The 20,547-nt window shown below is 39.5% G+C and carries 20 protein-coding genes and 2 pseudogenes; 12 read left to right on the plus strand and 10 right to left on the minus strand.

Annotated features, from left to right (window positions below):
- Window positions 1-82 precede the first annotated feature (82 nt).
- From INE92_RS19465 to INE92_RS27180, 9 genes and pseudogenes are all read left to right on the plus strand, one after another.
- Window positions 83-985: a toprim domain-containing protein gene (locus tag INE92_RS19465; protein ID WP_004291524.1), complete on the plus strand. Its 903-nt coding sequence runs from the start codon at window positions 83-85 to the stop codon at window positions 983-985.
- A complete protein-coding gene (locus INE92_RS19470; RefSeq protein WP_004291525.1) occupies window positions 982-1,485 on the plus strand; it encodes a DUF3872 domain-containing protein in 504 nt (167 codons plus the stop codon). The genes INE92_RS19465 and INE92_RS19470 overlap by 4 nt, the downstream gene beginning before the upstream one ends.
- Window positions 1,482-1,832: pseudogene (locus INE92_RS19475) on the plus strand (lysozyme family protein); the annotation flags it as partial. The gene INE92_RS19470 and the pseudogene INE92_RS19475, both read left to right, overlap by 4 nt.
- Window positions 1,833-2,041: 209 nt before the next feature.
- On the plus strand, window positions 2,042-3,298 hold the full coding sequence (locus INE92_RS19480) for a site-specific integrase (protein ID WP_195335407.1): 1,257 nt from the start codon (window positions 2,042-2,044) through the stop codon (window positions 3,296-3,298).
- Entirely contained in the window at window positions 3,279-4,268 is a 990-nt protein-coding gene (locus tag INE92_RS19485; protein ID WP_195335409.1) for a tyrosine-type recombinase/integrase, read from the plus strand. Before INE92_RS19480 ends, INE92_RS19485 begins: the two co-directional genes overlap by 20 nt.
- A 22-nt stretch (window positions 4,269-4,290) precedes the next feature.
- Window positions 4,291-5,313 carry a tyrosine-type recombinase/integrase gene (locus INE92_RS19490; protein WP_195335411.1) on the plus strand — a complete coding sequence of 341 codons (1,023 nt, stop codon included), beginning with the start codon at window positions 4,291-4,293 and terminating at the stop codon, window positions 5,311-5,313.
- Between the two features lie 797 nt (window positions 5,314-6,110).
- Window positions 6,111-7,658, plus strand: coding sequence for an ATP-binding protein (locus tag INE92_RS19495; RefSeq protein WP_195335413.1), 1,548 nt, complete (start codon window positions 6,111-6,113; stop codon window positions 7,656-7,658).
- A 673-nt stretch (window positions 7,659-8,331) separates the two neighbouring features.
- Window positions 8,332-8,526 (plus strand): annotated as a pseudogene (locus INE92_RS19500) (lysozyme family protein); the annotation flags it as partial.
- 64 nt (window positions 8,527-8,590) lie between these two features.
- Window positions 8,591-8,980, plus strand: a complete 390-nt coding sequence (locus INE92_RS27180) for a hypothetical protein (RefSeq protein ID WP_004291527.1) — start codon at window positions 8,591-8,593, stop codon at window positions 8,978-8,980.
- A gap of 33 nt (window positions 8,981-9,013) precedes the next feature.
- Here INE92_RS27180 and INE92_RS19515 read toward each other — a convergent pair whose 3' ends face one another.
- Genes INE92_RS19515 through INE92_RS19550 form a run of 8 tightly spaced genes read right to left on the minus strand, consistent with a single transcriptional unit; the run spans window position 9,014 to window position 12,359 of the window.
- Complete coding sequence (locus INE92_RS19515) at window positions 9,014-9,322, minus strand: hypothetical protein (protein ID WP_004304290.1); 309 nt, start codon at window positions 9,320-9,322, stop codon at window positions 9,014-9,016.
- Between the two features lie 53 nt (window positions 9,323-9,375).
- Complete coding sequence (locus tag INE92_RS19520) at window positions 9,376-9,621, minus strand: DUF6956 domain-containing protein (RefSeq protein ID WP_004291529.1); 246 nt, start codon at window positions 9,619-9,621, stop codon at window positions 9,376-9,378.
- Window positions 9,618-9,851, minus strand: coding sequence for a DUF3873 domain-containing protein (locus INE92_RS19525; protein WP_004304291.1), 234 nt, complete (start codon window positions 9,849-9,851; stop codon window positions 9,618-9,620). The genes INE92_RS19520 and INE92_RS19525 overlap by 4 nt, the downstream gene beginning before the upstream one ends.
- A 19-nt stretch (window positions 9,852-9,870) precedes the next feature.
- Window positions 9,871-10,128: a hypothetical protein gene (locus INE92_RS19530; RefSeq protein WP_004291531.1), complete on the minus strand. Its 258-nt coding sequence runs from the start codon at window positions 10,126-10,128 to the stop codon at window positions 9,871-9,873.
- Window positions 10,129-10,152: 24 nt separating this feature from the next.
- On the minus strand, window positions 10,153-11,484 hold the full coding sequence (locus tag INE92_RS19535) for a PcfJ domain-containing protein (RefSeq protein ID WP_004291532.1): 1,332 nt from the start codon (window positions 11,482-11,484) through the stop codon (window positions 10,153-10,155).
- Entirely contained in the window at window positions 11,481-11,897 is a 417-nt protein-coding gene (locus INE92_RS19540; RefSeq protein WP_004291533.1) for a PcfK-like family protein, read from the minus strand. The genes INE92_RS19535 and INE92_RS19540 overlap by 4 nt, the downstream gene beginning before the upstream one ends.
- A 13-nt stretch (window positions 11,898-11,910) precedes the next feature.
- A complete protein-coding gene (locus tag INE92_RS19545; RefSeq protein WP_004291534.1) occupies window positions 11,911-12,132 on the minus strand; it encodes a hypothetical protein in 222 nt (73 codons plus the stop codon).
- 11 nt (window positions 12,133-12,143) lie between these two features.
- The gene (locus INE92_RS19550) at window positions 12,144-12,359 is read right to left on the minus strand and encodes a hypothetical protein (RefSeq protein WP_004291535.1); all 216 of its coding nucleotides are present in this window, start codon (window positions 12,357-12,359) and stop codon (window positions 12,144-12,146) included.
- Between the two features lie 347 nt (window positions 12,360-12,706).
- Here INE92_RS19550 and INE92_RS27310 point away from each other — a divergent pair, with 347 nt between their 5' ends.
- The 3 genes from INE92_RS27310 (at window position 12,707) to INE92_RS19560 (ending at window position 14,592) form a co-directional block, all read left to right on the plus strand.
- A complete protein-coding gene (locus INE92_RS27310; protein ID WP_171031146.1) occupies window positions 12,707-12,919 on the plus strand; it encodes a hypothetical protein in 213 nt (70 codons plus the stop codon).
- Window positions 12,920-13,380: 461 nt separating this feature from the next.
- Window positions 13,381-13,743: a DUF7226 domain-containing protein gene (locus tag INE92_RS27315; protein WP_457548350.1), complete on the plus strand. Its 363-nt coding sequence runs from the start codon at window positions 13,381-13,383 to the stop codon at window positions 13,741-13,743.
- Window positions 13,744-13,752: 9 nt separating this feature from the next.
- The gene (locus INE92_RS19560; RefSeq protein WP_004298816.1) at window positions 13,753-14,592 is read left to right on the plus strand and encodes a DNA-methyltransferase; all 840 of its coding nucleotides are present in this window, start codon (window positions 13,753-13,755) and stop codon (window positions 14,590-14,592) included.
- A gap of 200 nt (window positions 14,593-14,792) precedes the next feature.
- Here the strand turns inward: INE92_RS19560 and INE92_RS19565 are convergent, their stop codons facing one another.
- On the minus strand, window positions 14,793-18,746 hold the full coding sequence (locus INE92_RS19565) for a hybrid sensor histidine kinase/response regulator transcription factor (protein WP_008641511.1): 3,954 nt from the start codon (window positions 18,744-18,746) through the stop codon (window positions 14,793-14,795).
- A gap of 238 nt (window positions 18,747-18,984) precedes the next feature.
- On the minus strand, window positions 18,985-20,538 hold the full coding sequence (locus INE92_RS19570) for a RagB/SusD family nutrient uptake outer membrane protein (protein ID WP_008641513.1): 1,554 nt from the start codon (window positions 20,536-20,538) through the stop codon (window positions 18,985-18,987).
- Window positions 20,539-20,547 lie beyond the last annotated feature (9 nt).

Below are 20,547 nucleotides of genomic sequence, written 5' to 3' on the forward strand. Positions count from 1 at the left end.
TTCGCAAGTTAAATACAATTATTATACAACATAAATTGAAAGCTAACATATGGTATCAAGTTCATCATCAACTGACACGGGCATGGAAAGGACGGAAATAGATGCTGTCAGAAGGATGCCGCTTGCGGATTTTCTCGCACGGCTGGGGCATGAGCCTGTCAGAAGGAGCGGTAACGAGCTGTGGTATCTTGCCCCGTACAGGGGCGAGCGCACATCCTCTTTCCGTGTGAACGTGGCGAAACAGCTCTGGTACGACTTCGGTTTGGGCAAGGGCGGCGACATCTTCACGCTTGCCGGGGAGTTTCTGCAAAGCGATGACTTCATGAAGCAAGCGAAGTTCATAGCGGAAGCCGCCAATATGACGGTTGCCGGATGGGAAAAGCCCGTCTATCTCTCGAAGCCGACCGAATCCGTTTTTGAGGATGTGGAGGTCGCTCCGCTGCTCCGCTCACTGCTGACGGAGTATTTAGAGGAACGGGGCATCCCTTACGCCATCGCATCCCGTCACTGCTGCCGCTTGAACTACGGTGTGCGTGGGAAACGGTATTTTGCCGTTGGCTTTCCGAACATGGCAGGTGGCTATGAAGTCAGAAGCCGATATTTCAAGGGTTGCATACCTCCGAAGTCTGTATCACTGGTAAAGGCGAATGACATCCCGGCTGACGAGTGCCTCGTGTTCGAGGGCTTCATGGACTTTCTCTCTGCCGTGACGCTTGGTGTAACCGGTAACGCTGACTGTCTTGTGCTGAACTCAGTCGCCAACGTGGAGAAGGCGGCGGGATTGCTGGACGGATACGGGCGCATCGGCTGCTTCCTCGACCGTGACGAAGCCGGACGGCGGACGCTTGCCGCACTTACCATGCGATACGGGGAACGTGTCACCGACCGTTCCTCCCTCTATGACGGTTGCAAGGACTTGAACGAGTACCTGCAACTGACAACGAAAAAACAGAAAAACAACCATCTAAAAATCGAAGAACAATGAACATACTGAACAACAGAAACAAGAGAACATCAATATTCAAGGCAGTGGCGTTATGCCTGATAGCCGCCATGTCATTCACCCTCGTGTCATGTGACGATGACATGGACATCCAGCAGTCCTATCCCTTCACGGTGGAGGTCATGCCCGTGCCGAACAAGGTAGTAAAGGGGCAGACAGTGGAAATCCGCTGTGAACTGAAAAAGGAGGGCGACTTTTCGGGTACGCTCTATACCATCCGCTATTTCCAGTTCGAGGGGGAAGGCTCGCTCAAAATGGATAACGGCATCACCTTCCTGCCTAACGACCGCTACCTGCTGGAGAACGAAAAATTCCGCCTGTACTACACGGCGGCGGGTGATGAGGCGCATAATTTCATCGTGGTGGTGGAGGATAACTTTAGCAACTCCTACGAACTGGAATTTGACTTCAACAACAGGAATGTAAAGGACGACGATCTTACCATCGTTCCCATCGGCAACTTCAGCCCCTTGTTGAAATGATGCGTGTATTCATGACAATGCTCTGTTCACTTCTGACGGTCTGTTCTGTGTCCGCGCAGATCAGCCGCCAAGAGGGAACGGACGGGCAGGCGGCAATCTACCGACTGCCGCTTATGGAACGTGCTTTTTTATGCTGCCGCTACTTTGAAGGCTGGCACTCAGAAAAACACTACCCATACGTCGGTTGGGGTCACAAACTTTTGCCAAACGAGAAGTATTCGGCACGAACCATGACAAAACGGGATGCGGATGAACTTTTGCGGAAAGACCTGCGCAAATTTGTCGCCATGTTCCGTAAATTCGGGGTTGATTCGATTTTGCTTGGCACGTTAGCTTACAATGTGGGTTATGTAAGCGAGTATATTATGTAAATAAAGGAAATATAAATCATTGACTAACAGATGGTATATTTATTTTTTACAGGATTACTTTTTACATAATATTCCTAATTTAGTAGTTAAAATCATAGCATTATTCCCTAATAAGAGATATATTGAAGCTCCATCTACTTGATTTGATGGAGCTTCAATTTATATCTAACAATAAATAATGTTTTATGGAAGAAAGTAATTTTTATGATTTAAGGAAACAAGTTGTCCAACAACTGCGTGAAAGGCATTATGCACCTTTAACTATTTGTGCATTTAAGAGTAGTTATAATAAACTGGAATGTTATATGCTGGAAAATAAAATTGAAATCTATTCTGCTCGTGTAGGAGAAGATTTTTTGAAAACTCGTCACAAGAGTATGGCATACGCCCAACTGTCTGATTTTGAGAAGAACATGGTTAGACATATAAAAATAATGAATGAAGTTCTGCATACAGGAATTATCATTGGAAAACCAACTCCGCGAAGTCCTATGTTTGAATTCAAAGGAGATTTAGGCATACAATTCAATGAATTTATTTGTCATGAAAGGAGAATTAAAAGCCCTCTAACAGTGAGCAAACATCACTTGTATTTGAGAGACTTGTATGATTTTCTAAAAGAAAACAACAAACTGGTTAAAGAGTTTGATATTCCCGGTTGCTTGTTATTTTTACGTGAATTGAAGCGAAAGAAACGTCCTTGGCCTCACGTCGTCTCTTCTGTAAGAGCCTTTGTCAGATACTCTTGTGAGCGTAATTTATTAGCAGATTGCAATTTTTCCCGCTGGAATAGGATTTTACGCCTTCATCGTCCCAAAAATCCTCAATTACCATCATATTATAGTAGGGAGGAAATAAAAAAAATGCTGGACGCAATAGACAGATCTTGTCCTAAAGGAAAACGCGACTATGCAATGCTTTTACTTGCAGCACGTTATGGACTCCGCGCTTCGGATATAGTAGGAATTACATATGCCAATTTTGAATGGGAGTTCAACCGTTTGTCCCTTGTGCAGGCAAAGACGGGGAAGCCTGTTTTATTTCCATTATCAGAGGAAATAGGAAGTGCCATTATTGATTATATCAAGTTCGGAAGACCTGATATTGACAGTCCGCATGTTTTTTTGGAACATATGGCTCCATATCAAAGGATTTCACCCCAGGCATTGAGCAGGATTGTCTCAGAGTGGATGTTAGCAGCCAAGATAGATATATCAACACGTAAACATGGTCCTCATTCTTTACGTCATAGTCTTGCTATTAATTTGTTTGAGAATGGTGAATCCCCAAGCGTTATTTCTGAAATTCTCGGACATTCCAATTTATTAACCACCATGAGTTATGTAAAAGTTGATTTGAAGCATCTAAGGCAATGCGCACTTGAAGTACCTCAAATTCCTGAAATATTTTACTTAGAAATATATGAGAAAGAGAACTGGTAAATTATATAGTGTATTCTCTGGGTTAATTACCCAATATATAGAATACAAGAAAAATATAGGTTGCAAAACGACTGTAATGGAATGTTTGTTAAAGCGCTTTGACAAGTTTGCCAATGATAGAAACGAGAAGGTCCTTGGGATTTCCAAAGATTTGGCTGATGCTTGGTGCTGTAAATTCCCTGGAGAATCTGAAGATAATCGCTATTATAGGATTATCATTCTTCGAGGATTCTCTTCTTTCCTGCAAACAATTGGATATGATTCATATATTCCAATATTACCCAAACATCAATCAAATTTTGTCCCCTACATTTACACACCTGACGAAATGGAAAGAATCTTCAAGGAGTGCGACAGAATAAATGCTTATCACCACGTAATCAATTCAGCTCGATTTTCCATACCATGCCTAATCCGTCTGCTGTACGGTACAGGAATCCGTATAGGTGAGGCTATAAAATTGAAACACTGTGATATTGATTTCAAAAATGAATGCTTATTACTTAGAGAATGTAAGAATGGGAAAGACAGATATGTCCCTCTTTCTCCTTCCTTAGCACTAATATGCCGTGATTATGTAACTAAAAAACAGAAATTTGGGCTTAGTATTAATCCAGAGAACTATTTTTTTGTAAAATGTAACGATACTTCAATTTCATCAAAAACTATTTCAAACATTTTCAATCATATTTTAGAACGTGCCGGCATCGTACGAAATGAAAATCGAAAAGGACCTCGTCTGCATGACCTTCGACATACATTCTGTGTAAATTCATTTGTGCAATTATGTGAATCAGGGAAAGATATACATAATGTGATGCTGATACTAATGACGTATATGGGACATCAATCCATTGCCGCTACCAATAAATATGTCAGAATAGTGGAGACCATGTTTCCTGAAATTGTAAGACAAGTAGATATGGCTCACAATCATATTTTTCCAAACATGGATGAAATGACAGATTAATTATGTATTAAAAATTTAATGTATGACAGATTTTGGAAAATATCTCACAGATTATTTAAACCGTTACCTCACAATGGAATGTGGTTGTTCCTATCAAACGGTAAAACAGTATAGTGCAACATTCATGCTTTTTATACAATACATGTATAAGATTGAATTAATAGCACCGGAAAAACTATTCCTCAAAGAAATTACAAAAGAAAGAGTTTTAGGATTTTTGCATTGGCTGGAAGAAACGAGAAAATGCTCAATATCAACAAGAAATAATCGTTTAAGCGCCCTACGGTCTTTTTTCAAATATCTTCAATATCGGGAAGTTAAGGGCATGGCTTATTGGCAAGCTATATTGAGTATCAAACAGAAAAGAACACCTTTTAAGGAAATGTCTTATCTGACTACAGAAGGAGTACAGGCATTACTTGAACAACCGGATTTATCAACTCGTAAAGGGCGTAGAGACTTTATTCTTATGGGGCTATTGTATGATAGCGGTGCAAGAGTTCAAGAGATTATAAACCTAACCCCAGAAAATATAAGATTAGGAGAAACTACTACTGTAAAATTACATGGGAAAGGCAATAAAATTAGAGTAGTTCCTCTTTCTACTAATCAAGTGAAAAATTTAAGGTTGTATATGGAAGAGAACAATCTTTTTGCTTCACAATATAGATGCCATCCATTATTCCCTAATCCAAAAGGAGAAAGGTTGACGAGAATGGCCATATTAGATATTGTGAAAAGACATGCTAAAAATGCGAGGAAACAATATTGGGGATTGATACCAAGTAATATATCCTGTCATACATTTCGGCACTCCAAAGCCATGCATATGTTGGAAGCGGGTATAAATCTCGTCTATATTCGTGACTTTCTTGGACATGCTTCTACAACAACAACGGAAATATATGCCAGGGCAAGTGAAAAATTAAAAGAACAGGCATTGGAAAAACTAACTCCTGGTATTATTCAGGAAAGTAAAACTACATGGCAAAAAGATGGAGATTTAATGGAATTCTTAAAAGCTCTGCAAGTAAAATATAAATAAAATAGTAAGTAGAGTGAAGAGTAGTAAATAGAAGGACCACTCTTCACTCATTTGAATACAATGTAAACATTCTTATTTGCAATTACATAGTAATCAGCTGTATAGCAATATCTTCTATGTAAGTTTGTTTGCATAACCATTTTTATGTAGATTTACATAATCTTTCTTTTATTATATGATATTTTGAAATTATTCTGTGCTTAATCCAAATTGCTACTGAGACCTTCTGGTTCAGGCACAGTTGTTATTTTTTATCAATATAAAACCAGTCATAAATTTCATACTTCTAACTAGATCTTTCCGATAACGTCTATCCTACAATAGGTTCTTTTCACTTAAAACAAACTCCAAGAACATTTTATCAATGAGCCTGTCGTATTCTATGTAATCAAACTGTTCCATAAAACGGGCAATCGACTTCATGATTCCCAGCATACGTTGATGGTTGCAGGAAAATAGGATAAATTCTCTTTTAAATATCTACAAGTATCATCACTAAGGATGCAGATATTTCCGACTTTTGATAATCCATTTTTTATACATGTTTATATTAGTTCAACTTTATAATAATAGAGATGTCTAATCACCATAAGTGTATTTTGTCATATTGATGACTAAATACAGATATTTAAGGCTACAATTTATTGGGAAAAGAGCATTTTGAAAAATAAAATTCAGTAATTTTGCTTTCGGTTAAGTTTGCAGCAAAATATTTTCCCACTCATATTTTTATATTAGTAGGCTACAAATTTTAATCGAACGACATTGATGTGATAAATTTATATAAAAATATTGATATGTTAATAAAATCAGTAACACTTAAAAACTTTCGTGGCTATAGAAGTGAGACTACAGTTCTTTTCTCCAATCTAACAACTTTTGTTGGTCGTAACGATATTGGAAAATCTACAATTCTGGAAGCCTTAGACATTTTCTTTAACGAAGGAAAAGGATGTATTTCCCTAGATAAGGAAGATATAAATAAACGTGCTTCTAATGAGGGTGACGATGAAGTAATAATTGCTGTAGAATTTTTCAAATTACCAGATAGTTTAGTTATAGATGAAAGCAATAGAACTACACTTGCAGCTGAATATCTTTTAACAGAATCTAATACTCTAAAAATAGTGAAAAGGTATCCAAAAGCTGGAAGGGAAAAAGTTTATATTCGAGCTAAACATCCGACCAATGCAGTTTGTTGCGATTTGTTAAGCAAAAAAATTAGTGATCTTAAAGCAATATTAAATCGAGAGAACATTGAATGTGAAGATCAGACTAGAAAGGCTGTAATACGCGCAGCAATATGGAATCATTTTGCTGATAATCTTAATTTAGAAGAAAAGGAAATTGATGTAACAAAAGAAGACGGAAAGACGATTTGGGAAAGTTTGAAGAAGTTTCTTCCTGTATATTCACTCTTTCAAGCTGATCGTAGTAATAATGACCATGATAAAGAAATACAAGATCCTTTAAAAGAGGCTGTAAAATCAATACTAAAAGAGGAAAATGTAGCCCAAATGTGTCAGCAAATAGCAGAACATGTTACAACTAAACTACAAGAAGTCTCAAATCATACGTTAGATAAAATACGAGAAATGAATCCAGAGCTAGCAAATAGTCTTAGCCCTAATATACCATCTTTCACTGATTTAAAATGGTCTGATTTATTCAAAAATGTATCTATTGCTGGAGATAATGACATTCCTATCAATAAACGTGGTAGTGGTGTAAAGCGTTTGATACTTTTGAACTTTTTTAGAGCTGAAGCCGAAAGAATGCAAAGTAATACAGAATCAGATGGTCTAATATACGCTATTGAAGAACCTGAGACTTCTCAGCATGTTGCACACCAAAAGATCCTGATGAAAGCTTTAATAGATTTAGCCAACAATGAGAATGTACAAGTTGTATTGACAACCCATAGTTCTTATGTTGTAAAACAACTAAAGTTTGATAACATTCGATTAGTAAAAGAAATAGAAGAAGAAAGGGTTGTTCAGAATATTGAATTATCCCAGTTGCCATATCCATCTTTAAATGAAATAAATTTCACATCTTTTGGAGAAGTAACAGAAGAGTACCATGATGAATTATATAGTTATCTTTATTCGAACAAAACTGGTGAAGTAAAATGGATTGAAGAATATAAAAATGGTAAACCAACAGTCAACTATATTAAGGAGTTGTCAAATGGTACAACTAGGACAGAGCAAAAGACTTTAACAGAAAAAATTCGTCATCAAATTCATCATCCAGAGAATTGCCATAATACTCCTTATACAGAAACCGAAATTCGCCAGTCAATTGAAGATATGAGAGCTTTTATAATGAATAAGAGAGTATAAATTGGCAGCTCTTTTACATCTCGCTGCCGAAGATGTGCATTTATCGTCTTGGACGACGACGACAATACGGTGAAACGTATTCCCACTTTCCATAGCGAAACCGATAATAATCGGACACAGACACTGGTTTGTAAATGCAATTACACATTATCCGCATATCAAACACCTCCTTTCATTTATCTAACCTTATAAATAAAGATAGGCTCTGTGTTCTCTATTTGGAAATGCTATGCAAATGTACAATAAATGTTTATGATAAGCAAGTCAAAAAAGATATTTCGACTTTGGTAACTACTCAGCGAATAATCATAATTGAGAATCAGTCTTTTACATAAATGATAAAATAGAAAAAGTAGAGAAATTTTATGAAACAGAGCATAAATCTTTCCATTTGCATACGAATCCCTTATTATTCTACCTATTTGAAAAACTTTTGTATCAGAAAGCTTTCAGATGATGAAATTATTCGCTGAGTAATTACTGACTTTGTACCATTTATTAATATGTTTAATACTTTGTGTATGATTTAGGATATTCTATTTTATGATTTCATTCTATGTAATAGTTATGTAAATAAAATTGCAACTGTTATGAATTATATTATTGATATACATATATTTATATATGACAACTTTACATAACATATTCGTTTACATAACCGACATTATATAAGCTTTTACATAATGTGGGACCGGCGAAGCTGTTAGGCAGCAAAACAATCCCCAAAAGCACCTTAATCAAGAAGCTGGAAGCTGGTGACAGGAACATCTACCGTGAGTATATAGCCTTCTGCAACTACAAAGGAAAACGCCACGCCATGCTGCTCAAACGGAGAAAGGCGGAGTTTGCGCTGTTGTATATCCCATAAAAGGACTGACAAAACTGGCAAAAGACGTGCCATATTTAACTTGGCACGTCTTTTGCTCTATCACTTGATAGATTATCGTAGGATTTTCTCGTTAATTGACATCGTTGAGCCATTTTTGCCTATCGGTTTCCAAATAACACTTCAAGTTGTAAGTGTTGTGAGAGCAATACAAAACATAGTTATTAACCATAAAAAGTATAGCGAAATTATGAAGAAAGTATTTAGGAAAATTCAGAAAGGAACAACAAAAATGATTGAACGTATCAAATCGTTGGGGGAAATGGAGACGAAGCAGAAATGTGTAGTTCAACGGTTCGAGATTATCATTCCCCTCCACCAAAAAATAACGACCCAATATATAGCCTCCGCAAGTTTTACTTGCGGATTTTTTAGTTATCGCAGATTGGACAAAGGTTTCTTTGCTACTTTCTTTGTCCGCCATCATGCTCACTGAAAGAAAGTAGGGCGGCTCTCGCCGCCCCGCCACTCAAAAGCGTGTGTAAAGTCCCGTCACCATCGTGAACATTTCCTCCAGCATATCAAAATAGATACCCTCGTGTACGGCAATGTCCTTTGTCTTGCACTCAAAGGTCTTTTTGCTGAACGTCCTGCGGTAGAAGCGCATATTGTAGAGGTCTGCCCCTTCGTCATAGATGATGTCAAGGCGGTTGGCACTTGTTTTGTTCCTTGCAAGGCTCATCCGTAAGCCGTTGCCCATATCTATGAAATCACGGCTACCTGTCATGGCGGTGAAGCGTTTTCCGCCTATCTGCTGTAATATCGTCTTGGCTATCATATCTTTTGTTTTTAGGGTTTTAAGTATTGGCGGTGCGGACACCGCCATCCCGTTCAAAATTCTCGCATTTCGGAAATGGGGGTCTGCCGTTGTAGCCACTCTTTCACACATTCCATATTGTACTCGCTCGTGATGACTGCCGTATGGCTGTCGGTGGCGGTGAAACGTGTGCTTTCGTAATCATCTATCCACCCCTTGAGGGTGTCCGTTCCCCACGCTCCGGTATCGTCAAAGATACCGTCCAATGCCGTGATAGGTTCGCTGAACTTGACTATCAGCGTTTGATAGGTCGTGTTCATAGTCTGTCCTCCTTTCCCTTCTTTGCGTTCAGCCACTTGTCCCGTGCGGCTCGGCACTCGTCCAACGTGGGTTTGACACAAGAGAACAATTCTCTGTCTATGGGGTGGCGGTAGTCGTACTGCACAAGTGTCCGCCTGCGTCTTCCGATACCCGATTGGAAACGCTCGTATTTCTCCGTACCTGCTTCCGCGCAGGTGCTTACTCCGTTGATGGTCATTCGTGTTGTCATAATGTTGCTTTTTAGATGGTTAAAAATGTACTGACAGAACTCTGTTCTTCATCACCATTTCGGGGTTGCTTGTGTAGCGTTGGTGCAGGTAGAAATGGTGTGAGCCGAAGCCGTAAAGGAAAAACTTGTCAAGTTCGTGCTTCTCGGCAAACTCCTTTACGCTCTTTCTCAATTCCCCCTCACTCGTTGTGAGAGTGAGGAGGTTCACAAATTCAAGGAACATCGTGGGGATTGCATCATCCCACACACAAATCATACTTTCAATTCTTACTTCCATATCAATGTTGTTTTAGGGGTTATGCTATGCCGCTTTCATCCGCTCACGGATAAGGTTGGCGTTCTTGTTCACAAGGTCTATGATGCGCTCGTGATATTCGGTGTCCTGGTTGTGCTTGCCGTGGCACTGCACCACTTCGAGGGTTCGCAAGTCCACCTCTACGGTTTCAATAATCTCATCGCCAATCCTTGCCGATAGTATGAGGGTGTCGGCTTTCTTGTAGTATCCACTGCCAAACACGCAGATGCCCTGCGTCTTGCCCTCGTTGTAATACTCGTCTATGCTTTCAAGCACCTTGACGATTATTTCCTCGTCCGTGATTACCAAGCCGAAGAATTTGGATTTGTTGGCGATGAAATCCTCCGCATCTTTCTTTCGTTGGAGTTGTCGCTGTTGCTCACGCTCACGCCTTTCAATCTCCCAACGGCGTTGCTCTGCGGCTCTTTCCTTCTCGTGTATGGCTTCAATTTTTCGGGTTGCGTTGTCGTGTGCCGCCATGAAATCTTCGGGACAGATGTTCTTCGGGTTACGGAGGTCTTGACCGAGTTTTTTGAGCATACGCAGATAGTCGCACCACATTGAGAGGTTGTCTATCTGATACTTGTGACGCTTGGCAATCAGATATGATGCCCAACATTCATCGGCAGTACGGGTATTGAAAAGAAAGTGTTTCATGACCTCAATCTCACCGCCTTTCATAAGGGTTTCAATTCTTGGGTCTGAAAGCAAGGCTTTGAAAAGACGCACGGGGGAGATGCCGTGGAAATCGCCCTTGAAGCCGTTACGTCTGAGTTGGGGCAATATCCTCATCTTTGGATATGCACAGCTTCTTGCCACCACATCATCGTATAGGCTGTTGTGCGGTCTTACCTCCATATCGCTGCCTAATGCCCACACATCGCAATAGCAGAAAAGGAAGCCACGGAGCAACGCCATGTCCGTAACCTTGCCGTCGGGTGAAATCCAACGCTGCACGACCTCGTGGCAGTAGAAACGCATCGGTTCGCCTTTCCTGCTCTCGCATCTGACCTGCGCCACGCGGATTACCTGATACCCTTTGCAGGTGGTTATCACGCTGAAATTCTGCGTTTCCTTGTAGATGCGTCTGCGTGTGTCCTGCACTTTGAGTTCGGCATGGCATTTGGGGCAGGTGCAGCCTTCAAGGGTGTCGCATAGTCCGCTGTCGCTGTGCCACTCGTGACCGCAGTCGGAACAGGTGATGTTCCCTTTCTTGGTGCGGTAGCCGATATGCTCAACGCAGTGGCGGTATGCCCAATCTATTTGTGTCGCTGATATGGGGCGAAGGTTGGCGGAAAGTCTTGCCACCTCTTTCTGTATCTTGGTCTTCGGTTTCATAAGCCTAAATCAAATAATGAGGGTTGGGGTTGGTTTTCTTTTCTCGCTGACGGTCTGTGGCGGTTCTGCAACTTGCGGAGTTCCTCCTCTTGGTATTTGCGGACAGCGTTCTGACGTGCCTCCGCCTTTTCCTCTGCCGTGAGTTTCACAACGTGGTTCACAACCACTTGGCAGTCCATCGGTTTGCCCACCTCTATCTCGTTTTCCTCATAGTAGTGGATGGCTTGCCCGAATATCTCTCCGTCCGTGAAACCGTTGCAACCGCTTTTCTGCACATAGTTCAGAATGTGGGTCACGCACTCGTCCATGTTCTTGGCAGGGTTGCGGTACTTCTTTGCAAATAGCGCATCTTCCTCCGCACGCTGTTCCAAGTACATATATATCGTTCTCTTGAAATGGTCTGTTCCTTTCATATCGCTGTCATTTTTAGATTATCTGTTTCAGTATCTCTCTCCAATAGGTCGGCTCTACCTCGCTGAGAAGGAAGTCCATGAAATCCCTCCGTGCGTCCTTGTTCAGTTCGTGGTACAATCTTCGGAAAGTTTCAAAATTGCCGTTGATGTACGTTTCCACCATATACACGAAGATGTTGTCCACCTCGTAATATCTGCACTGCTGCGCTGCCGTCTTGCTGTTTCTTTTTGCCATGTCGGTAAGGGTTAAAGGGTGAATAACCAAAGGATGAAGCCAAAGAAGGCAATGGTGGAAAGGATAGCCACGATTACACCTATCGCCACTCGGAACACTCCGTTTACAATCTCTCTGATGATGCCCCAAAGGATGCCGAACACCCCGAAGGCGGTGCGCATCATCAAGCCGCATATCGCCAACCCGATGTGTTGCGCCATTTGTCTGAAATTTGCCGTTGCCGTCATATCTTCGCTGTTTTTGATTTTTTTGTTTTTAATGCGGATTCAAGAGCTGAGGGAGTTGAGTTTCAAACTATCTTATCTGCCTCTCGTTTATCCGACATTTTTTTTATGCGTCTTTCTGTCGCATCGGTCGTTTTCGTTTCGGGTGCTTGAAAAGGTAGGGATTAGGGAATGCAAGGTTTTTCGGTCAAAATACTACCCGCAGGGCTGGAGATTTTTACCGAAAACAGGAGGCTTGACCTTGCTTTCCCGTCCAATCCCGGAATTACCTTTGCGCCCAGAACGAAAATGACTGACTGATGCGGCTTACTGAAAGGCGCAAAATGGAGGTAAACGAAAACAGAGGCAGATTGTGTAGAAAAAAACTTCAGGGGAAAATCCGTAAAAAAAAGAATCACCAAAAGGAAAAAGACATCACCGGAAGCGTGAAAAGGGCAAACCACAACAAAGGAAGTATGATTGTTTCCGATCCGACGGAACTTGTTCAGCCGGGTGGCAACAATCATTCTTCCCGGTTTGTCCGGCTGTGTGTGGGCGCCTGTTTCATTCATGGGGCAGGCTGACACACTCTGCATTCACTTTCCGCTTCCGGCAAAAGAGACAGCGAAAAAAGAAAAATCATTTGAAAACCCGTAAAAGCACCTCTTGGCATAGGCGCAAAAGAAAGGGGCATTGCTTCATCTGTCTAAACATCGTTTAGGCGTGAGGCAATGCCCTTTTCTCCAGCTATGCGGTAGTCGGCACACGTTTGTTCCAAACTCGTTTTGGGCAATGGTGTGCCGACGGACAATACCGCTTTTACGGAAAATTCTTATGAATGAGGGGATAAAAAACGGGAGTTTATATCAAAATCTCGAATTAAATAGCTACTTTTGCATACGAAGAGTTCTTTGAAGGTTACGCAACGCGCAGAAGGATAATGCAGTAGATAACTAACTAAATCGTAACCTATTACTATCAAGAGCAATTAACCTACGCTCATTTCCAATAAATTACACTCTTTTCGTAACTTCTCGGTGCAAAAATATATAGTTTTGATGAGCGCCAGTCAGATTATTATGCGAATGCAGGTGTTTATTTGGGTTTAATTCAGCGGTATAAAAAAGGGAGTATCTACAATTATAAACTATCGAATTTAGGGAAACAAATTTTTAAATTGCCATTGCGAAGCCGACATCTTCGGGTGGCAGAATTGATTCTTAGCCATAGTCCTTTTAGACAGACATTGAAGAGTTATATTGATAATGCTAATATCCCATCTAAAGAGGAGGTAATAGATATCATGAGGCATTGCGAACTTTACCGCATGTCTGAAAATTTATATTATCGCCGTTCCAGTACAGTGATTAGTTGGATAAATTGGGTACTTAATTTACGTACTGAATAAATTCGTATAATGCCCTTAAAATCATATTATAAATCATCGGATGGAGCATTTACTCTTTTACTTGGCGATTGTCGACAACTTTTGTCACAGTTTGATTTTCAATTTGATATGATTTTTGCTGATCCTCCTTATTTTCTTTCGAATGGAGGGATTTCTGTACAATCTGGTAAAATTGTTTGTGTAGATAAAGGAGATTGGGATCGTAGTTTTGGCAAAGAATCCATTGATAATTTTAATTATAAATGGATTGCTGATTGTCGTGACAAACTTAAAGATAATGGTACAATTTGGATATCAGGGACTTATCATAATATTTTTTCTGTAGCTAATCAGTTAACTGAACTTGGGTTTAAAATTCTTAACTGCATTACGTGGGTGAAAACTAACCCTCCTCCTAATATTTCGTGTCGTTATTTTACATACTCGGCAGAATACATTATTTGGGCTCGTAAAAATAATAATGTTTCTCATTATTATAATTATGATTTTATGAAAATGAGTAATGCTAATCATCAGATGACAGATGTTTGGAATTTGTCTGCTATTGAGGGATGGGAAAAGATACACGGTAAACATCCTACTCAAAAACCGATAAATTTATTAGCTAGGGTTATTGCAGCTAGTACTAGGCCTGGGGCATGGATATTAGATCCTTTTGCCGGTAGTAGTACTACTGGTGTCACGGCTAATCTTTTGAAACGTCGATTTCTTGGTATTGATATTGAACAAAAGTACCTTGAACTTAGTATTCTACGGAGAAAAGACTTGGATTTTCCTAAGGTTCGTGCAGATTTTCTTTCTAGGATTTACAGCATTAATGTTCATGCTATCTCTTTAGAAGATAAATAAAATTGAAGTAAAATACTTGAATTTACAATATTAGAAAAATAAATAGGATGGATAGTTCTTATATGGAAAAGGTACATTTACTGAATATCCCTGCTTAAAGATACAAAAAAGGCAACTGACTTGCAATGAGTTAGTTGCCTTAAATTTTCTTATTTTAGGAATATCCCTACCTATTTTTCGGATAGCCTTTTTTGTATTATCTATTGATTCCGGTAATCTTTGGGAGATACACCGTATTGCTTTAAAAATTCCCGATAGAAATAAGATTTATTAGAGAATCCACATTTGAACATAATCTCGGATACGGTCAACTTGGTTGTCCTTAACAACTTGGCTGCATATTCCAGTCTAATACCTCGTACAAATTCACTCGGAGTCTTGTCTATTATTTCTTTGAACTTCCGATACAAGGTAGCTTTGCTCACTCCTACAAATTCGGCAATAGAAGAAGGGCTTAATAACTCATCATCTATATTATTCTTTATGAAGTCTGTTACATTCTGTATTAACTCTTCGTCTTCCGGATGAAGAACAATCCCGTCTTTTACTTTCACAGAAGACATGCTGGAATTGAAATAGTCCTTTAAAAGCATTTGTCTCGACAGCAGATTCTCTATGGTGGATATCACCTGCCTCGGGTGAAATGGTTTGACGATATAAGCATCCGCACCATGGTTAAAGGCATTGATCTGGTCTTCTACAGAAGCCTTTGCCGATATTCCTATGATCGGAATATAACTTGTTTTCAAATCGGATTTCAATTTATTAATCAAGCTCAAGCCGTCCATATTGGGCATGACAATATCACTTATAATAATATCAGGATGATTATGTTCTATCTCTTTCAAAGCCTCCACGCCGTCTTTTGCTTCGTGTATCACATAATCAAAGAGGACATCTTTCAGCAGGTCTCTGATATTCTTTTCATCTTCCACTATCAGTATGACAGTATCTTTGCGAGGGGATAAGTGATCCTGCCCGTTCTTTTCTTTCTGCAACGAATCTTTTTCATCCGTTACAACAAGTGAATGATCGGATGGCAGAGAAGGAATCACGACTGAAAATTCAACACTTTTTCCCAGTTCACTATTTACACTTATCTGCCCGCCTAATAATTCAACCAGACTCTTTGTTAGATTTAAACCTATGCCATTGCTTACAGAGTTACCCAATTTCGGAGTATCAAATATCTTATACTTATCAAATATCTCTGCCATCTGTTGCTCGGTTAACCCCTTGCCGGAATTTCTTACGAGCAAGTATAAGGTTTTATCAGGTTCATTTTGTGATATCTCAACATGAATATATCCATAACGAGGAGTATATTTGAACGCATTCGACAGTAAATTGAATATAATTTTTTCCAAAGCATTGCGGTCGGAATAGATCTCTGACGTATCATGGGTCTCTACCTTGAAGTCTATTTTATTCTCTTTCAGGATATCCACATAATTGTTGGAAGCATATTCCATCAATGATTTTACGTCCACATTTTCAGGATGCAAATCCATATTGCTCGATTTAGTTTTACGAAACTCCATCAACTCACTAATCAGCTTCTGCATCCTTTCGGCATTATTCTTTATTATTTGGAGATATTTCTTTGTACTACCATCTAACCCGTCCTGTTCCAACAAGTGCTGTGCAGGTGTATAAATCAAAGTTAGGGGGGTAAAGAATTCATGTGCCACATTGGTGAAGAAATTGAGCCGGGATTCATAAATCTTCTGTTCATGCCGTTTCTCTACCTGGGCTATAAGAACTTGGCGGCTTAACCGTATGCGATTTTTGATAACAGACTTTGTGATGTAGAAGATAATAATGCACAATATGGCATAGATAATCAATGCAGGAACACTAAGCCACCACGGATAACCTACCTTTATAGTTAAGCGATAAACGTTGTCTCCCCATACTTTGTCGCCATTCGTGCTCTTCACTTCAAGCTGGTACTCACCCGGAGGAAGTTGGGTAAAGATAATATTCGGATTATTACCTATCTCCACCCAATCATCCGAATGGTTCTTCAAGCGATAAGCATATTCACAGTTTTCATTGTTAATAAAGTCTTTGGCTATGAAATTGAAAGTCATGAATCTTTCTTCATAGCTAAGTTTCAACACTCCTTTTCTGATACGTTCATTAATGTCCTGTACCGTATTATATATCTTCAAACTACTTAATATAAGTGGAGGATTAAACTCGCGCAAATGTATATTTCGAGGATTGAAATAACTAAACCCGCTTACTCCTCCAAAGTACAAGAAGTCACGATGATCCTTGAAGAAAGCTCCATCAGAGAATTCATCATTCTGCAATCCGTCATTCAAGGTATAATTATCTATTTTATTGTTTTTTACATTCAGGCTAGACAATCCCTGGTTGGTACTGATCCATATCTTTCCTTCGTGGTCTTTTAATATTCCATGAATCGTTTTATTATTCAATTTTTCGTCGGCATATTGTATCAGGCGAAAATCATTCTCCTCCTTTTTCAATTCGTTCAGTCCATAACTTGTTCCTATCCATATATTGGCATCATCACGCAGTAAACACAATACATCATTATTAGTCAGCAAAATCCGACTATCCATATCCTCCAATGATTTTATGCTGTTATCTTTCATATTGATACAGTTCAAGCCTCCGCCACGTGTGCCAAACCATAACATATTGTCTTCCGGATCGGATGTAATGGCATAAACAACATCGTTATTCAATGAGATATTCTTATCCGACGAATTATATTGCCTGAATCCTTTAACGTGATAACGACCTTGCTCTCTGGAAATATTTATTTTGATCAAACCATATCCTGATGTCCCCACCCATAAAAGAGAATCATTGTTCGTAAAATAAATGTTATACACAGCCTTGAAAGGCGGATATTTATCAGGTATCTCAAGCTTTTCCAGTCGCCCTGTAGCAACATTCAATATATTGATTCCGTTTCCTTCCGTTCCGATAAAAATGTCATTCGCTTTATTTCTTCTCAAGGCATAGACAGAATTGGAAATCAATCCTTTACTCTCATTCAGATAATCTGTCAATTCTTTCGTTGCAGGATTCAACAGTTTTATTCCGCTTCCTTTTGTGCCTATCAGAATATTACCATCTTCATCTTCACAGAAACATCTCACAGGGTGACTGGTGTGAACGGTTTCAAATAAAGAGTCGTAATGATAAAGTTGAATTAATCCTTGTCCGTCCGTTCCTATCCACAATATGTTCTGACTACCGGAATAAAGAGTGAAGACTGATAACTGACTGGATAGTTCGTTCAGGTAGGTAAAAGTATTCTTTTTTAAATCATAATGAATACATCCCCCTTCTATAAAGCTGACGTACATCTTGTTCTCTGCTAAAATAACCTGCGATACAGGTTTGCTACTATCCAGCTCAATGCATTGGGAAACTGTAAAGTCGGGATTTAAAAGGAAAAGTTTGTTGTCTTTGTTTAAGATAAATCTGCCTTTCGACAGAAATATCTTATCTACAGGAGTCTGTATGTCGACTGTGCGTAAATCACTCTGTTTTCCTCCGTTAATGAGTAGATTGTAGGTCAGATACACAGTATTTCCATTATTTAAAAGGAAAAGCATACGGTCGGAATCACTCACGGAATAATCCTTTATATGACTTGCAAAGTCTGTGTTAATCGGATTAAACTCATCTTCAGAATCATTGTAGACAAAGAACCCCAGCCCCTTTATGAGGCAGATAATATCTCCTGCCGCACTCTTTCCTAAAATAAAAGACTTTTCCTGATTGGGTACTTTATTATCTGTTCTTAAATAATACCTTGTTATCTGACGGGTTCGTTTATCTAACCGATTGATTCCATTATCTGTTGCTATCCATAAACTGCCCTTACATTCGATAATCTGGCGGATAACGTTATTACTTATAGAATTCGGATTGTTTTTGCTATATCTGAATGTCGTAATTTCTCTTCCATTATATGCATTCAGTCCATCCCATGTCCCAATCCAGATCGTATGTTCTGCATCTTCCAAAATACAGTTTACTGAATTATTCGTCAGCCCGTTAACATTTGATATGTGTTTTGCCACATTAAAAGCATAAGACTTTGTGGAAGTGACAAATGCAATAATCAGAATAAAAAATAATTGTGCGTATAAGATGTTTCTCATGTAAATGAATGTTATTTATACGGTTAGGATAATAGCAAATATAAGGAATTTATTTTATTCCGCGCATATTTTCATCGGTAACAAGGGTGTATGATTTCACCGTCAACAACCAATCAATAATCAATAGGCGTTTGCTAGATTCAGTATTCATTCATGAGAAATAATAATGTCTTTTTCATGGTCAGTTGGTTGTTAAAAAAGGGCGGATTTTATAATCCGCCCCCTCATTTTATTCATATTAAAAACCCGGATTTTGGGAAAGAATATTGTTGCTCTTATCCCTTTCACCTTGCGGTATCGGAAACAGATAATCTCTGTCGTCCCTAAAATTGGCACCTTTCGATGTATTATATTTGGTTGCATAAGCACGCATAACGGTTCCGAAACGTTTTTGTCTCATCAGGTCATCCCGTCTCCATCCTTCCATTGCCAATTCACAACGACGTTCCTTCCAGATGATTTCTTTCAGACGCTTCTGATCGGTTTCTGTTATGTCGGGCAGTGTATTAGTTGTTGTAGCAGGAATATACGCCTGTTGATCTCTTCTCGGATCTATCGGATTAGTTTTGCGGGCTCTTTCTCTTACATCATTCAGGTAAGGAAGTGCAAGCCCTGGTTTTCCATTTTCGTTTAATACTTCAGCATACATCAAGAGAACATCGGAATAACGGATCAAGCGAATGTTGTAACTAATCATCCAGACGTCGAAACCAGTTTTTTCTACTGCTGGCACAGTCATCTTGTAATCATGATAACCGCTTGGAGATTCAGCATTGTCCTGCGCTTCAGTATCACCTTTATATCTATCACCAGTCTGTGTGAATACATAAGTAATACGCGGGTCATCTGCATCAAAGGCATCATAGAGGTCTTGGGTTGGTACGTGAAATCCATATCCCTGATAACCGGAGATGCGTCTGCTTGTGAAGAAGTGAGGGACATTGGTACCTGTGGCTATGTTTTTGTCATATACTTTGTTGGCAATCTCAAATACTGATTCCGAACTGTTTTCATATTCAGTGCGCCAGTTCATGCCGTAATCACTCAACAATGTATAGTCTTTGTCTACTTCAATAATATCATGAAGTACCGTTTCGGCAGAGGTAAAATCACCTTTGAACATGTACGTTTTAGCAAGCATTGTTTTAGCAAAGCCACGTGTTGCACGATAAGCATCATCTTCAGAGTAATCTCCTTTTGCAGGAAGTGCGGAGGCATCGGTTAAATCATTCACAATACATTCATATACCTTCTCCAATGGGGAGCGGGGTATCTGCAGTATTTCAGCGGGTTGCATCGGCGTAGTGATTAAAGGCACTTCTCCGAATGTAGTGACCAGGCAATAATACCCGAATGCTCTCAATGCTTTTGCCTCGTTTGCATAACGTTTCAATAGTTCTTCGTTTCCTATTGCATCAGGAGCATAATAAATCACATCGTTACAACGATTGATTAATCTGTACAGAATCTCCCAACGACGTCCTACTTCACCATTGGTTGTGTAGATCGTAAAGTCGGACAAGTCGCGTACTTCGGCACGGTCACCGTCATTTCCTCCTCCTTTTAGAGCATCATCCGTACTGCAATCACCTACAAAATAATGATTTAATGCATATTCATTCCAAGTTGTACGTAATTGAAGATAAGCTCCAGTCAAGGCTTGTTCAATATCGCTTTCCTTCTGATAATAATTATCGCTTGTGGTTTTACCATAACTTGGTTCGTCGAGAGAGCAGCTATACAACCCCACTCCGGCAAGAGCCCAGCATATTATAAATAATATTTTTCTCATAATGTAATG

Source organism: Bacteroides xylanisolvens, assembly GCF_018289135.1.
GTDB lineage: Bacteria > Bacteroidota > Bacteroidia > Bacteroidales > Bacteroidaceae > Bacteroides > Bacteroides xylanisolvens.

Excerpts from the sequence above, each read along its gene's own strand:
- INE92_RS19465 (WP_004291524.1), top strand. The coding sequence starts at position 83 with ATGGAAAGGACGGAAATAGATGCTGTCAGAAGGATGCCGCTTGCGGAT.
- INE92_RS19470 (WP_004291525.1), top strand. The coding sequence starts at position 982 with ATGAACATACTGAACAACAGAAACAAGAGAACATCAATATTCAAGGCA.
- INE92_RS19480 (WP_195335407.1), top strand. The coding sequence starts at position 2,042 with ATGGAAGAAAGTAATTTTTATGATTTAAGGAAACAAGTTGTCCAACAA.
- INE92_RS19485 (WP_195335409.1), top strand. The coding sequence starts at position 3,279 with ATGAGAAAGAGAACTGGTAAATTATATAGTGTATTCTCTGGGTTAATT.
- INE92_RS19490 (WP_195335411.1), top strand. The coding sequence starts at position 4,291 with ATGACAGATTTTGGAAAATATCTCACAGATTATTTAAACCGTTACCTC.
- INE92_RS19495 (WP_195335413.1), top strand. The coding sequence starts at position 6,111 with ATGTTAATAAAATCAGTAACACTTAAAAACTTTCGTGGCTATAGAAGT.
- INE92_RS19515 (WP_004304290.1), bottom strand. The coding sequence starts at position 9,322 with ATGATAGCCAAGACGATATTACAGCAGATAGGCGGAAAACGCTTCACC.
- INE92_RS19520 (WP_004291529.1), bottom strand. The coding sequence starts at position 9,621 with ATGAACACGACCTATCAAACGCTGATAGTCAAGTTCAGCGAACCTATC.
- INE92_RS19525 (WP_004304291.1), bottom strand. The coding sequence starts at position 9,851 with ATGACAACACGAATGACCATCAACGGAGTAAGCACCTGCGCGGAAGCA.
- INE92_RS19530 (WP_004291531.1), bottom strand. The coding sequence starts at position 10,128 with ATGGAAGTAAGAATTGAAAGTATGATTTGTGTGTGGGATGATGCAATC.
- INE92_RS19535 (WP_004291532.1), bottom strand. The coding sequence starts at position 11,484 with ATGAAACCGAAGACCAAGATACAGAAAGAGGTGGCAAGACTTTCCGCC.
- INE92_RS19540 (WP_004291533.1), bottom strand. The coding sequence starts at position 11,897 with ATGAAAGGAACAGACCATTTCAAGAGAACGATATATATGTACTTGGAA.
- INE92_RS19545 (WP_004291534.1), bottom strand. The coding sequence starts at position 12,132 with ATGGCAAAAAGAAACAGCAAGACGGCAGCGCAGCAGTGCAGATATTAC.
- INE92_RS19550 (WP_004291535.1), bottom strand. The coding sequence starts at position 12,359 with ATGACGGCAACGGCAAATTTCAGACAAATGGCGCAACACATCGGGTTG.
- INE92_RS19560 (WP_004298816.1), top strand. The coding sequence starts at position 13,753 with ATGCCCTTAAAATCATATTATAAATCATCGGATGGAGCATTTACTCTT.
- INE92_RS19565 (WP_008641511.1), bottom strand. The coding sequence starts at position 18,746 with ATGAGAAACATCTTATACGCACAATTATTTTTTATTCTGATTATTGCA.
- INE92_RS19570 (WP_008641513.1), bottom strand. The coding sequence starts at position 20,538 with ATGAGAAAAATATTATTTATAATATGCTGGGCTCTTGCCGGAGTGGGG.